The following is a 13,310-nucleotide window of genomic DNA, read 5'->3' as shown; positions in this document are numbered from 1 at the left end:
GTTTTATGTTACTTTGTTGCATGAAAACTATTAAGGATGTATTCCTTTCCTTTCAGCAAGGTTTAAATGAAGTGTATGACAGCCGTGAAACAGCGTCCGTTGCGCTATTGGTGCTGGAAGAAATTACCGGTATATCCCGCGCTAAGATCAAAGCATTCCCCGATGATGAGATAGCAGGCGAAGCTGCTGAAAAGATCCAAAGCATCCTTGATGAACTTAAAACAGGTAAACCCGTGCAGTATATTTTAGGAAGCACAGAGTTTTACGGGTTAAACTTTTTAGTGAACCCCGCCACGCTGATCCCAAGGCCGGAAACGGAGGAATTGGTGGAATGGGTTTTGGAAAGTCAAAAATTGAAAGTTAATAATCAAAAGCCGGTTTCGGTCTTAGATATAGGTACCGGCAGTGGTTGTATCGCAATTAGCATTAAAAAGAACCTGCCGAGAGCCTTGGTCATGGCGATAGATATTTCTGCGGATGCTTTGCACACGGCCAAGCAAAACGCTGTAATAAATGAAGTGGAAGTGGAATTTGTTTTGGACGATATTTTAATTACAAAATTAGATATCGAAGATTCGAAATTCGATATCATCATCTCCAACCCGCCTTATGTTACGCTTGAGGATAAATTGCAGATGCACCAAAATGTAACCGCGTTTGAGCCCCACGGCGCCCTTTTTGTACCTGAGCACGATCCACTAATTTTCTACAAAGCCATTGCCAATTTTGCAATAGAACGTCTCTCTGATAATGGTTTGCTCTTTTTTGAGATCAACGAAAACTTTGGCAAAGAAACTGTGGAGCTATTGAGCGATAAAGGGTTTATTGCTATTGAGTTACGTAAAGATATGAGCGGCAGAGACAGGATGGTGAGGGCGGTAAAAACTATGTAATATTCGAATTTAATTGCTTATCAGCTGACTCATTTCACCTTCAAATTTTCCGCCGGATGTAGCAGTCATGTTTACAATACCAAAGTTTTTACCGTTATAAAATACATAGCAATTAATTGCCTTGTTAGCCTGTACTTTAACAGTTACTGTGCTTCCTGCTTCAGGGGTAAAACCATAATTAAAATCACCGCCATTTTCTTGTGTAACATCTATAACGTTATTGGAATTGTTAGTGCTTTTTTGGGTGATTGTAACATTAAACGGTGTACCTGCAGCTGTTGTTGTATGCACCCTGAAGATCTTATTAACAACATCATAATCAGGCGCCGGGCCTTCGTCAAGTTTTTTGCAACCGGTGTTTGCAACAAATAATATCGAACAAACTATAATTGCCAGCCCTTTTAAATTTTTCATACTTAAGTTTATACGAGTTATAATGCAATAACATGGTTATTGTTTCTTAAAAAGAGATAAATCTTTAAATAACTTAAAACTTATAGCCATTAATTGTTAACATGTCAATTCCTCGGGTGAAACTCAATTATCGTACTCTTCAAATACTCCCTGTCCAAATGTGTGTAAATCTCGGTTGTGGTAATGCTTTCATGGCCCAGCATTTCTTGTACGGCACGCAGGTCGGCGCCGCCTTCTACCAAGTGGGTTGCAAAGGAATGGCGAAACGTATGCGGGCTGATGCTTTTCTTTATCCCCGTTAATTCTGCCAATTGCTTAATCAGCAGGAAAACATAAACGCGGCTTAAACGCTTGCCGCGTCGGTTTAAAAATACCAGGTCCTCCTCTCCTTTTTGGATAGGCGTATGCACACGGATCTGTTTTACCCAAATGTTAAGAGCTTTAATGGCTTCGCCGCCAATGGGTACTAAACGTTCCTTGCTGCCTTTGCCGGTCACTTTTATAAATTCTACCGTTGGGTCCAAGTAAAGGTTAGAGAGGCGCAGTTCCGTAAGTTCTGATACACGCAGGCCGCATCCGTATAAAACCTCCAGCATTGCTTTATTACGGCCGCCTTCGGGTTTAGACAGGTCAATGGCTGCAATCATCTGGTTGATCTCGTGGATGCTGAGTGTATCGGGCAGCTTCCGCTGGATCTTTGGTGTTTCCAATAACTCGGATGGGTCGCTTACTATAAAGTCTTCCATCAGCAGGTATTTATAAAACGCTTTAATGCCCGATAGGATGCGCGACTGTGTGGAAGGGATCATCCCCAGTTCGTTCACCCAGTTGATGAAATTACGAAGATCGGTAAGGGTGAATTTGATTGGCGATGGCTTGGCCGGCAGGCTATCGGCGTATTGGTATAGCTTCTCCAGGTCGCGGGTGTAGGCCTCGATAGAGTTGGCCGCGAGCGAGCGTTCCAGTTTCAGATAGGTTTTAAACCCTTTAATTGCCCGTGGCCAGTCCAATTGATTTTAGTTTTAATGTTTTATACCTAAGTTTGAACAAATGAATATACAAATTATTAACGGGCCAAATTTAAACCTGCTTGGCGTACGCGAAAAATCTATATACGGCAGCAGCGATTTTGAAAGCTACCTTGCCGAATTGCAAAACCATTTTACAAACATCACCATTAATTATTACCAAAGTAATGTTGAGGGCGAAATTATAAATAAACTGCACGAAGTAGGCTTTACCTTCGATGGTATTGTGCTTAACGCGGGCGCTTACACCCATACTTCAGTAGCCATTGCCGATGCGATAGCGGCTATTAAATCGCCAACTATCGAAGTACACATTTCTAACGTATATAAACGCGAAGAATTTAGGCACCACTCTATGCTGGCTGCAAGCTGTAAAGGCGTCATAGCCGGTTTTGGCATGCACTCGTACAGGTTGGCAATAGAAAGCCTGTTGTTGGAATATTAAGCTTTGGCTCATAATTCTAAAAGAGGTTAAGTTTAAACTAAATAATACAACATCTGTAATACCCCCGATGAATAAAGTATTCAAAATAAGTTCCGTTCTATTTCTCCTGTTTACTTTATTTGTGGCGGATGTTTCGGCGCAAAGCAAGCGCAAACCGCAAACCGTCCGCGATTCGCTCCGCCGGGCCATCCTGCGCCGCGATTCAATGATGCGGACGTTCAAAAAGTCCGATACCTCCATCAATAACCTGCTGCAAAAGGTTGAGTACTATACCGCGTCATTCAACTCCATAAAAACCAGCCTGTCGCGCAACATAGATACGGTTGATGTAAGCCAAAAACTGCCTTCATTCGAGAAACGCATCGGCCTTATAAAAAGCCTGATAGATGACGACCAATCCAGCACCCTGCGTTACCTGTATGCCATCCGCGATATCCTTACCCGTAGCGATGATCAGCTTGACCTGTGGCAGGATAAACTGGCCGACATTAATACAAAACTGGTGCAAAACCAAAATGAGCTTGCGTCGATGGATAAAGATTCGGCCATGAAAATTGTGCCTGCCGATAGCAGCCTGCTTACCACCTTCCTGATCCAGAAGATAGCGATGGAAAGCAAGTATAAACGGTTGGATACCACCAATAAAAAGCTATTGCTTAAAGTTGGTTTACTACAAAACAGGGTGTCATCGGTTTACATTTCCCTGCTCGATCTTAAAGACCAGATAGACATCAAGATCCGCGAGTTTAGCATCCAGGCGCTTAGCGACGAGAATAATAGCATTTGGGAGATGGACCGCAACACCCAAAGCACTTTTAAAACAGCGCTTTCCAAAACCTGGAGCATGAATACCAAGCTGCTTGGGTTTTTTGTTATCCGCGACCCGCTGATACACTTTGCCGGTTTCCTGATACTGATCTTATTTTTTGTGTGGATCTATAACAACCGTCGCAAAGTTTTACTGATCAAGGAGTCGCCTGCGAGTGTGTTTAGTCACGCTAAATATGTATCGCTTTATCCTATCGCGTCGTCGTTAATTATGGCATTTGCCATAGTGCCTAATTTTTACGACCATCCGCCGGTGGTGGTGCTGGAACTATTTTTTGTGGTGCTTATAACAGCCATCTTATACATCGTAAAAAAAACATGCCCGCAGGAGCTATTCAAATACCTGCGGATAATGTATTGCCTGGTTATTTTTTACAGCTTTAGCAACCTGTTTGTTGAGGTATCAAACACCGACAGGGTGATTGTGCTGATACTATCGGCTATTACCGCGGTGGTGAGTTATTACTTTTTACAAAAGGTACAAAAAGCGCCCGAAGATTACCTGCCACATACCAAAACCATCATCAAAATATTTATTGGCTTACAGGTTATCGCATTTTTATTTAATGTGTTTGGCCGTGTTACATTAGCTAAAATTGTTGGGGTAACCAGCATTTATAATCTGTGGCTGGCTTTGGGGATGTACTACCTGGTGCAGATAATTATGCAAAGCCTTTTCCTGCAGTTAGAGGCTAATAAAAACAGCAACGGCTTAAGCTCGTTTATCGATTTTAAGATGCTGCAAAATAAGTTCAGGAGTATTTTAACCATAATGGCAAGCGTGCTTTGGCTGATAATGCTTACTCAAAACCTAAGCGTTGAGGACGCGGTGTTTGACTGGTTAAGTAAATTCCTGACTACCAGCCGTAGCATAGGCGGTACCAACACCAGTTTTACTTTCCAAAGTATCATTATCTTCATTGCGGTTATCTGGCTGTCGTCTGTAGCGGCGCGCATCATTAGCTACCTGTACGAAGTTGCGGGCAAGCATGCCAACGATATTGATGTAGCTAAAAAGAAGAACCGCACATCTACCTTGCTAATTAAGCTGGGTGTATTTGCAGTAGGGTTTTTACTGGCGGTAACCGCTTCGGGTTTCCCGCTGGATAAGATCACTATCATCATCAGTGCGTTTGGTATCGGTATCGGTTTTGGCTTGCAGAACATCGTAAACAACCTGGTATCGGGTTTGATACTGGCCTTTGAGAAACCGATCCAGATAGGCGACATTATTGAGGTGGACAGCCGCAGCGGTACCATCATGGAAATTGGCATCCGTTCCAGCAAGATAGCCACCAGCGATGGCGCCGAGGTAATAATCCCCAATGGCGACCTGATATCTCATCACGTGATCAACTGGACACTAAGTAATAACAATCGCCGGATCGAACTCATTATCGGCGTAGCTTACGGTTCTGATATTGAGAGGGTGAAAAAGATGCTGACCGATCTGCTCTGCAACCGTGAAGAGATCATGGACAACCCCGCCCCGTTGATATTTGTGCATAACCTGAACGAGAACTCGGTCGATTTTAGGCTGTTATTTTGGGCGGCTGATATTGGTACCTGGTTATCCCTTAAAAGTGCCGTGCTAACGGATATATACGCCACATTTGATAAAGAAGGCATCGAGATACCATACCCGCAACGCGACCTTCACTTAAGGCTCACCAGCGACCAGGAAGAACTCTTTAAAAAGAAAAAGAAAAAAGCCGCTGCGGATGAGCCAACGGAAGCACTTACAGATACTAACGATACCGACCTGCCGGATGCAGGCACCGGGCCGATTGCGCCGGATCAGTAGGTAATGCAAAAAAAGCAGTCATTGCTTCGTACCTTGCAATGAAGCGCGGCGAATTTTCATGTTTTATTTACGCCAGGTCCTTCTTCTCTAATTCCGTGAACTTTGTTTTCTTATTCACAAAGAAATCCCACACCAGGCTGCGTGAGTAAACGCCGGTTACATGGTGATATTTTTCGTTCGAGATCTGTTTGTGGTATCTTTTGATCACATCGCTCTTAACCTTTGATTGGAACAAGCGCCTTACAAAGTTTTGATGCGCGCGGCTTATTGCCCAGGCATCTTTGCGTTTGCCCTCCATCAAAAAGCGTACAAGTGCCAGCAGGTCCATCCAGAAACGGATGTTGATGGTCCAGAATGCCCGCCAGAATGGTAGGTTGTTCTTCAGCAACAACAAATTATTGCGGAAGTTTAGGTACGTTTTGAAAGGATTTTCGGCATTAAGGGTGCCGCCGCCAACGTGGTAAATCACCGACTGCGGACAGTACATCACTTTGTAACCCATGTTTTTTAAACGCCAGCAAAGGTCTATCTCTTCCATGTGGGCAAAAAAGCTCTCATCGAAACCACCTGCTTCGTCCCAGTTTTTCTTTTTGATGAACATGGCCGCGCCCGATGCCCAAAAGATTTCTCCTGCATCATCGTATTGGCCCTTATCCACCTCTATCTCGTAAAAGATCCGCCCGCGGCAAAAAGGGTAGCCAAACTTATCTATAAAGCCACCTGCAGCCCCTGCGTGCTCAAAATGGTCTTTCTGCGCGTACGACATGATCTTGGGCGCGGCTGCTGCAATCTTCTCGTCAGTCTGCATCAAGGCGATGACAGGCTCTATCCAGCCGGGTTGTACCTCCACGTCGGAATTGAGCAGGATGTAGTAATCTGCTTCTACCTGTGCGAGCACGCGGTTGTATCCACCGGTAAAACCATAGTTCTCTTTATTTTCGATGATCCGGATAGACGGGTAAGTACTCCGTAAAAACTCCAGTGATTCGTCCGACGAGCCGTTATCGCCCACCACAATATCCAGGTTGGGCCAGGTAGAGGCCAGTACGAACGGCAGAAAATCGCGGAGGTATCTGATGCCGTTCCAGTTCAATATTACTACGGCAACTTTTGGTGTATCTATCATGTATTCATATCCTCCGGCTTAAATTTCCACCTGCGGTGGCTCCAAAGCCAATATTGGGGGGTTTCGCGGATCAGTTTTTCAAGGTATTGTACGTGCGCCTCGGTAATTTCGTGGCCCATTGTTTCTTTAGGGTGCTCAATCAATGGCACCAATGTATAGGTATAATAACCACGGCTAACACGGTCTATGCGGTAAAATAACACCACAGCGTTTATCATTTTAGAGAGCTTCTCTATCCCCAAAAAAACAGCGGTTGGCTGGTTTAAAAAAGTGGTGAAATAATTTATCTCGTGCTTTACGGGCGTTTGGTCGCTTACCAGCACGCTGAAAGTCAGGTCGTTTTTAAAGGAAACCATGGTGCGCAGGGTTTGCTTCATGGCAACCAGTATGGCGCCGAAACGTGCCCTGACTTTATTGAACAGCCCGTCGAAAACCTCGTTAGAGAGTGGCTTGTAAACGATGATGCGTTTTTCTTTTGTAAGCAGACCAAAGGCCAGCGCGGCCATTTCCCAGTTACAGTAATGCCCGGCGGCGGCAATGATGCTTCGCCCCTGGCTAAAATAATGTTGAACAAGTTCGGGGTTGGTAGGCTTCATCCGCTTGCGCAATGATTTTTCGGTAACACTGATCATCTTAATGGTTTCTACCATCAGGTCGGCCATGTAGCGGTAGTACCGGCGCTCAATTTTCTGGCGCTCGGCCTCGCTGCGTTCGGGGAAGGAATTGGCAAGGTTTGTCTTCACCACATCACGCCGGTAGCGGATAACGTAGTATAAAATAAGGAAGATAACATCGGCTATGCCGTATAAAAACCAAAAAGGCAGCAACGATACCAGGTATAAAAAAAATATACCCGTATTTAAAGCCGCTTTTCTTAACATTTTTACCAATTTTGCCACAAACATAAAAAATATATATGATTGAGAACGGTGCTGTTTTGCCTATGTTTTACCTGCCCCCGATAGATTATTTTACAAACCTTGCGGCATTTACGCCGGACGTTGTGTTTGAGCGTGAGGAACATTTCCCAAAACAAACCTACCGCAACCGCGCCAACATCTACTCGCCCGATGGCAGGCAGGTGCTTACCGTGCCGGTTATTAAAGGCTCCAAAAATCATACGGTAACTAAAGACGTAAAGATCAGCTACGATTTTAGATGGCAGCGCGCACACTGGATGGGTTTGCAAACCTGCTACCGCAGCTCGGCATATTTTGAATATTACGAGGACGATTTCGCGCCCTTCTATGAAAAGCAAACCACTTTTCTGTTTGATTATAACAGCGAACTGATGGCCTTATTGCTGCGCCTGCTTAAAATAAAGATGGAGATGCAGGTTACCGATACCTACGAGGCTACCTACCCCAACCTTACCGACCTGCGTACCACCCTAAACGGTAAAAATGCAGACCATACACAACAAAAGCCTTACTTTCAGGTTTTTGAAGAGCGGCAGGGCTTTTTGCAAAATTTAAGCATTGTAGACCTGTTGTTTAACCAGGGCCCGCAAGCCTTAAACTATTTTTAATGGCAACTTATACCAAGCGCGTACACTATAAAGGCAAAAAACGACAACTTAATGTAGGCGCGCGCCCCGGTAGTATCATAATTCCCGATGATGCCCTGCCCCCTAAAATTACCATATACTCCTTTACACAGGATGACCTGCAAACCAGCAAGGGTAAGGATATGGAAACCATTACCAAGCAGATAGCCAAGTGTAAAGACCATACCCACTGGATAAAGATAAACGGTATTGGCGATGCCAAGTTGATTGAAGACATCGGCACGTTTTTGGGCATTAACCAACTGGTGTTAGAGGATGTGGTGAACACCCATCAGCGGCCCAAGTTTGACGAGTACGAAGGCTACGTTTTCGGTACCAGCCGCATTATTTATTTTAACAAAGAAAATGAACTGGTGAACTGCCAGTTTAGCGGCATCGTAAAAGATAATATCATCATCAGCTTTGAGGAAAGCCATGTGGATTACTTTGAGGTAGTTACCACCCGGTTAAAAGCCGGTAAAGGTGTGATCCGTACTGCGGGGCCGGGTTATATATTTTATGCCCTTACCGATACCATCCTTGATAATTACTTTGTACTGCTGTCTAAACTTGGCGACATGATTGATGAAACCGAGGATAAATTGTACAAAAGCCCCGATAAAAGCATCATGTTTGATGCGCAGCAACTGAAACGTACGCTCATCATCATCCGCCGATCGTGCTGGCCGGAGCGCGACAAGATCAATGACATGATCCGCAGCGAAAGCCCCGAGATAACCAAAGAAACGAAACTGTTTTTACGCGACGCCTACGACCATTGCATCCAGGCGATGGATATGGTAGAAAGTTATAAAGAGGTAACCAGCAGTATAATCGACCTTTACCTGAGCATGGTAAGCAACCGCATGAACGAGATCATGAAGGTGCTCACCATAATATCGGTGATATTTATCCCGCTGACGTTTATAGCCGGTATCTATGGTATGAACTTTAGCCGCGAGGACACCCACGGGCACGTGATACGTGATAATATGCCCGAACTGTATGTGCAGCACGGGTATGTGTACGCAATAATAGGAATGTTTTTGATAGGCGCCTTCCAGGTGCTTATATTTTGGCGCAAGGGGTGGTTCAATAAGCTTTAAGCCTGGCTTAACCTTAGGGCGGGGTTATGTACCAGCAGGTAAGGTGCTTTTGGCTTGCGCGGGTGCATGATATCTACCACGCTAACGTCCAGGATCTGGCAGATCTCCAACAATTTTGTCATCGTTAACTTCGAGTAACCCAGCTCCAGTTTTGAATAAGAATTTTGTGAGGAATTCATCTTCATGGCAATATAATCCTGGCTGTAATTTTTACGCTCGCGTATAATCCTGATGTTGTTTACTATCTGATCGACCTTTTTTTGGTATTCGCTTTTCATGGATCTCAGTATGTGTTTTGGTATACTAACACATACGGTAAAACGAATCTCTTGGATTTATAAATTATCTTTCTAATTAAAAAAATGTTACCTCAAATTGTACGATTAAGCATTAGGTAATTAAGTGGCTGTCTTTCTATTCAAAATCCGTGATGCTTAATTTATTTCGGCATCCCAAATACTAAGTAATCAGTCATCCATCTCCACCATGTAATTGCGGGCGTCTTCGTGACAATTTCGGATAGAAACGTCGGCTATTAGTTATTCGTTAGGTGCGGTGTAGGGCTGTGATCAACGCCAGTCCGCTCATTGCCTCGGATGGTTATTACTTTTTGCTTGATCAAAAAACAACAAAAACCGACCATAGGGAACTCCTGAACCTATAAACACCTGAATAATTCAAGCCAAAAAATCCTTTCTCGAACAGGCCTTAACCCTCGGCCACGGCTTTTTGTCGGCCCGGCGCTCTTCAGTGAATAAAATTATACCTTTAATTTAATAGCCGGATTAAACCTTACGGCCCGGATAACCTGCAGGCAAACTGTAAAAAAAACGATAACTATAGATATAACCAAAGCAATTACAAAAGGTGTAATGGAAAGATGTATTCTGTACGCAAAGGTTTGTAACCACTTATTTGCAACTATTAGGGAAACGGGCCACGCAATAATATTTGCAATGAAAACTAAATAGAAAAAGGGTTTGCTTAAAACCAGCATCAATTGCTCTCCCTTTGCGCCAAATACTTTCCTGATCGCCATTTCCTTCATTCGTAAGTGGATAGAATGAGCTGCCGAAGCGAAAAAACCTAAACCGGCTATAAATATGGCCAATGCCGAAAAATAGCTTAGCACGGTTTGTAATTGCTCCTGTTTTATAAAAAGCTTTTCATACAATTCATCCAGGAAATGATAGTTGAAATTATCTCCGTCGAGTTTATTGATGCTACTCCACTGGTTGCCCAATGTTTTTAGCAGCGACGGTATTACTTTGTTTTCGGCACTTATCATAATTTGTGTTTTGGAAAGCGAGCTATGGTCGTTCATTAAATAGATAGTTGGCTGTATGTTTTCTTCAAACCCGTAAGCTTTCACGTCTTTTATAACCCCAATAACCTTGTAGTAACCTCCCCGCCCCTTTATGGTTATACCAACAGGGTTTTTTAATGCCATCGTTCTTGCGGCTGATTCATTAATCACTGCGTTTGAAGAATCTACCGGGAACGATGAAGAAAAAACATGCCCTTCCTTTACCCCGATATTCAGGGTTTCAAAATATTCGTAGTCGACACTGATGGTATTTAAAGTAAACGCCTTATTAAGAATAGTATAGTCAAAAGAAGCAGGCATAATGCCGCCCGGGATATTAGAAGCTACCGTTACGCTTTTAACACCGGGCATCGCTTTTATACGGTTCCGTACCTGTTCAAACTTATCAGGTGTATTATACAGAGCGAGGTTATCTATATACACAACTTGTTGGGCGGTAAAGCCGGTATCTTCGGTTTTCATGTATTTAACCTGTTGGTTGATCACGATAAGCGATATCACAAACACAATAGCAAACGTAAACTGCAGTACGGTTATAGAACCCCTAACCCACGAAAGCTTGCCGCCGTTAGTATGCTGGTTGCCCCGCAATACATCAGCAGGTTTAAAACCGGCCATAATTAACGCAGGGTAAGTACCAGCCAGTAAAGTAAGGATAATTAGGGTAAGGCAAAGTTGACTAACAATACTAAAATTTATACCCGAGATGAGCAGGTTTACCTGCAGCAACTGGTTAAAATAAGGCAGGCCTGCTATTACTATCCCAAAAGAAATAGTTAAGGAAATAATGCATTGGATAAATATCTCTAATATAAACTGCAAGGCTATTTGCCTCTTTACTATACCATTAACTTTTTTAATACCGACTTCTTTGGAACGTTTGAAAGCTTGCGAAATGTAAAGATTTGTAAAATTTACGCCTGTTACGATCAGTATCACCATAGCCAGTATCATCAGGCCGTTGACGATCTGATTATTTACGTGCGAACCGTAATGAGGTTTTAAATGCAGGTTTTTCAGTGGGTCTAAATAAATTGCTGCTGCTCCCGTTCTTCTTAACGATTCCTTGGCAACCTGGCTGGTATCTGCCAGGGCGGCGGCCTCATATATTTTATCTATCTTTTTAGAAAGCAGCTTAATATCGGTGTTTGGCTTTACCAATATATAGGTTTGATAGATTTGTGTTGCGTAGCTCTGATCCTTTCCCTTTGTAATATCTTCAGAAAAGCCGATACAATCATAGTTTAAATTGGTATTACCCGGCACATCCTCAGCTACCCCCGCAATGGTCATGGGCATACCCGACTTCGACATCATATTCACTGTTTTATTCTGCACAAAGCTACCGCCCGGGAAAAGGGCATCAGCTGTTTTTTTCGATAACAGCGTAGTTGGTATAGTGGTTTTTGGATCAAGTTGACCACCCTTAAGTTTGATACCAAATATTTCAGCGATGGAGTAATCGGCCCCTACCCACTTTTTTACGAGGAATTTTCCCGATTGTGTATAAAATGGAATTTGAAAAAGAGCGGTATTAGTCCTCCCTATCATTTCCACCTCGGGGCATTGGCTTTTTATTTCGCCGGCTAAAAGCCCGGGTGTATATGGCGAAGGACCATTGGTCAGTTCGCGTTCAACAAGAAAAATACGATTAATGTTTTTGTTCCACTGATCGTAACCAGTTTCGTAATTAAGATAAAGGGTCACAAAAATAAATGCTGCCAAACCAAGGGATAGCCCGGCAATATTTAAAAAGTTATACCATTTCCCCTTTAAAAAGGTACGTACCGCAATCTTTAAGTCTGATTTATTCATTATGGCTGTATAACTAAATTTCAGGATAGCATATAAGGGGTATTCAACTTATTTCAACATATTATATGCCAATAGAATAACCTGTTAACGATCAGACAGTTAACAGGTATAGCTATTGTTCGTTTATGAACAATGTGTTCGATTATATTACAGCCATCATACAACTGGCGCTCCATTACCTTTCAAAACCCGCGTTACCGCAAGCGTCTCGGCTTGTTGATCTACCCTAACCATCTTGCCAATGTACTCACCGGGATATTGAGTTGCGCGCTTATTTGGCGGTAGCTTTTGCCGGTTAGGTGCAGGTCGCGGGCTTTTTGTTGGTTTAGTTCGCGGGCGCGGGCGTCGGCGCTTTGCAGGTGGTCGCGTTCTTTGGCGTGGCCGTCAAATACGAAATGCAGGTCCGTCATGTCCTTCTCTATGTGGCAAAGGCAAACATTATGCTCGTCGTGCACGGTTTTGCGGCTGCGTTGTTTTACCTGTTTCAGGTACAGTTTGCCGGGTTCGGTGTGGCTTTTACCAATGGCAAAGGCGCTATCGCAAAAGTTGATGATCATTTTGCTGCCTTGCAGGTCGTTCACGGTAATGGGGCTGCTTTGGTTGCGTTTTGGCGTGTGGGCCAGTACCAGCATGCTCAGTTTATGCTTCGCCTTTAGGGCTTTCAGCTTTTTCATTAGCGGCAGGGCATCGCGTGCGCGCTCGGTGCCGGTGGCCATATAGGTAAGGTTATCGATGATGAGCACCTGCGCCTTTGTTTTGTTGATGGCCGCTTCAAGGGCCGATTCCAGGTAGGTTTCGTAATTAGCGTACAGGGCGGGATTCTCAGCCTCGGGGTTGAACTCGGCCCGGAAAAACGTATTCCCAAACGGGCTACACAAAACAATACCAAAAGGTGCTAAAACCCTGCAAATCAAAAGTTTACATGGTTTTTTGTTGGCATCAAAACTCCATATTATGCACCAAAACGCAACAAAAATG

The 13,310-nt window shown here is 43.7% G+C and carries 12 protein-coding genes; 5 read left to right on the top strand and 7 right to left on the bottom strand.

Annotation, left to right across the window (positions count from 1 at the left end):
* The first annotated feature begins 20 nt into the window (after positions 1 to 20).
* Positions 21 to 893 carry a peptide chain release factor N(5)-glutamine methyltransferase gene (gene prmC, locus ACVW0P_RS04485; RefSeq protein WP_457131016.1) on the top strand — a complete coding sequence of 291 codons (873 nt, stop codon included), beginning with the start codon at positions 21 to 23 and terminating at the stop codon, positions 891 to 893.
* 9 nt (positions 894 to 902) lie between these two features.
* On the opposite strand, the gene ACVW0P_RS04480 is transcribed toward prmC, so the two are convergent.
* Positions 903 to 1,307, bottom strand: coding sequence for a hypothetical protein (locus tag ACVW0P_RS04480; protein ID WP_457131015.1), 405 nt, complete (start codon positions 1,305 to 1,307; stop codon positions 903 to 905).
* Between the two features lie 104 nt (positions 1,308 to 1,411).
* Positions 1,412 to 2,317, bottom strand: coding sequence for a site-specific tyrosine recombinase XerD (gene xerD / locus ACVW0P_RS04475; protein ID WP_354430359.1), 906 nt, complete (start codon positions 2,315 to 2,317; stop codon positions 1,412 to 1,414).
* A 40-nt stretch (positions 2,318 to 2,357) separates the two neighbouring features.
* Between xerD and aroQ the strand changes: the two genes are divergently transcribed.
* Both aroQ and ACVW0P_RS04465 read left to right on the top strand, forming a co-directional pair.
* The gene (aroQ, locus tag ACVW0P_RS04470; protein ID WP_457131014.1) at positions 2,358 to 2,780 is read left to right on the top strand and encodes a type II 3-dehydroquinate dehydratase; all 423 of its coding nucleotides are present in this window, start codon (positions 2,358 to 2,360) and stop codon (positions 2,778 to 2,780) included.
* 67 nt (positions 2,781 to 2,847) lie between these two features.
* Positions 2,848 to 5,412 (top strand): mechanosensitive ion channel family protein, encoded by a 2,565-nt coding sequence (locus tag ACVW0P_RS04465; RefSeq protein WP_457131013.1) that lies wholly within the window; start codon positions 2,848 to 2,850, stop codon positions 5,410 to 5,412.
* 67 nt (positions 5,413 to 5,479) lie between these two features.
* Here ACVW0P_RS04465 and ACVW0P_RS04460 read toward each other — a convergent pair whose 3' ends face one another.
* Together ACVW0P_RS04460 and ACVW0P_RS04455 are read right to left on the bottom strand one after the other, a co-directional pair.
* On the bottom strand, positions 5,480 to 6,538 hold the full coding sequence (locus ACVW0P_RS04460) for a glycosyltransferase family 2 protein (protein ID WP_457131012.1): 1,059 nt from the start codon (positions 6,536 to 6,538) through the stop codon (positions 5,480 to 5,482).
* The gene (locus tag ACVW0P_RS04455; RefSeq protein WP_457131011.1) at positions 6,535 to 7,419 is read right to left on the bottom strand and encodes a lysophospholipid acyltransferase family protein; all 885 of its coding nucleotides are present in this window, start codon (positions 7,417 to 7,419) and stop codon (positions 6,535 to 6,537) included. Before ACVW0P_RS04455 ends, ACVW0P_RS04460 begins: the two co-directional genes overlap by 4 nt.
* A 35-nt stretch (positions 7,420 to 7,454) precedes the next feature.
* Between ACVW0P_RS04455 and ACVW0P_RS04450 the strand changes: the two genes are divergently transcribed.
* Both ACVW0P_RS04450 and corA read left to right on the top strand, forming a co-directional pair.
* Entirely contained in the window at positions 7,455 to 8,066 is a 612-nt protein-coding gene (locus tag ACVW0P_RS04450) for a WbqC family protein (RefSeq protein WP_457131010.1), read from the top strand.
* Positions 8,066 to 9,190, top strand: coding sequence for a magnesium/cobalt transporter CorA (gene corA / locus ACVW0P_RS04445; RefSeq protein WP_457131009.1), 1,125 nt, complete (start codon positions 8,066 to 8,068; stop codon positions 9,188 to 9,190). Before ACVW0P_RS04450 ends, corA begins: the two co-directional genes overlap by 1 nt.
* Here corA and ACVW0P_RS04440 read toward each other — a convergent pair.
* From ACVW0P_RS04440 to ACVW0P_RS04430, 3 genes are all read right to left on the bottom strand, one after another.
* On the bottom strand, positions 9,187 to 9,468 hold the full coding sequence (locus ACVW0P_RS04440; RefSeq protein WP_457131008.1) for a helix-turn-helix domain-containing protein: 282 nt from the start codon (positions 9,466 to 9,468) through the stop codon (positions 9,187 to 9,189). The two genes, corA and ACVW0P_RS04440, sit on opposite strands and share 4 nt — an antisense overlap.
* Positions 9,469 to 9,950: 482 nt before the next feature.
* Positions 9,951 to 12,332 (bottom strand): ABC transporter permease, encoded by a 2,382-nt coding sequence (locus ACVW0P_RS04435; protein WP_457131007.1) that lies wholly within the window; start codon positions 12,330 to 12,332, stop codon positions 9,951 to 9,953.
* Positions 12,333 to 12,553: 221 nt separating this feature from the next.
* Positions 12,554 to 13,210 (bottom strand): hypothetical protein, encoded by a 657-nt coding sequence (locus tag ACVW0P_RS04430; protein ID WP_457131006.1) that lies wholly within the window; start codon positions 13,208 to 13,210, stop codon positions 12,554 to 12,556.
* Positions 13,211 to 13,310 lie beyond the last annotated feature (100 nt).

It is taken from the genome of Mucilaginibacter sp. UYNi724 (assembly GCF_054057495.1).
The sequence above is the reverse complement of the archived record's forward strand: the minus strand, read 5'-3'. Positions and strand labels throughout refer to the sequence as shown.

What these genes read in the sequence shown, in the direction of transcription:
- ACVW0P_RS04435 (WP_457131007.1), bottom strand. Translation starts at nt 12,332, where the DNA reads ATGAATAAATCAGACTTAAAGATTGCGGTACGTACCTTTTTAAAGGGG.
- ACVW0P_RS04480 (WP_457131015.1), bottom strand. Translation starts at nt 1,307, where the DNA reads ATGAAAAATTTAAAAGGGCTGGCAATTATAGTTTGTTCGATATTATTT.
- corA (WP_457131009.1), top strand. Translation starts at nt 8,066, where the DNA reads ATGGCAACTTATACCAAGCGCGTACACTATAAAGGCAAAAAACGACAA.
- prmC (WP_457131016.1), top strand. Translation starts at nt 21, where the DNA reads ATGAAAACTATTAAGGATGTATTCCTTTCCTTTCAGCAAGGTTTAAAT.
- aroQ (WP_457131014.1), top strand. Translation starts at nt 2,358, where the DNA reads ATGAATATACAAATTATTAACGGGCCAAATTTAAACCTGCTTGGCGTA.
- ACVW0P_RS04440 (WP_457131008.1), bottom strand. Translation starts at nt 9,468, where the DNA reads ATGAAAAGCGAATACCAAAAAAAGGTCGATCAGATAGTAAACAACATC.
- ACVW0P_RS04465 (WP_457131013.1), top strand. Translation starts at nt 2,848, where the DNA reads ATGAATAAAGTATTCAAAATAAGTTCCGTTCTATTTCTCCTGTTTACT.
- ACVW0P_RS04460 (WP_457131012.1), bottom strand. Translation starts at nt 6,538, where the DNA reads ATGATAGATACACCAAAAGTTGCCGTAGTAATATTGAACTGGAACGGC.
- ACVW0P_RS04455 (WP_457131011.1), bottom strand. Translation starts at nt 7,419, where the DNA reads ATGTTAAGAAAAGCGGCTTTAAATACGGGTATATTTTTTTTATACCTG.
- ACVW0P_RS04450 (WP_457131010.1), top strand. Translation starts at nt 7,455, where the DNA reads ATGATTGAGAACGGTGCTGTTTTGCCTATGTTTTACCTGCCCCCGATA.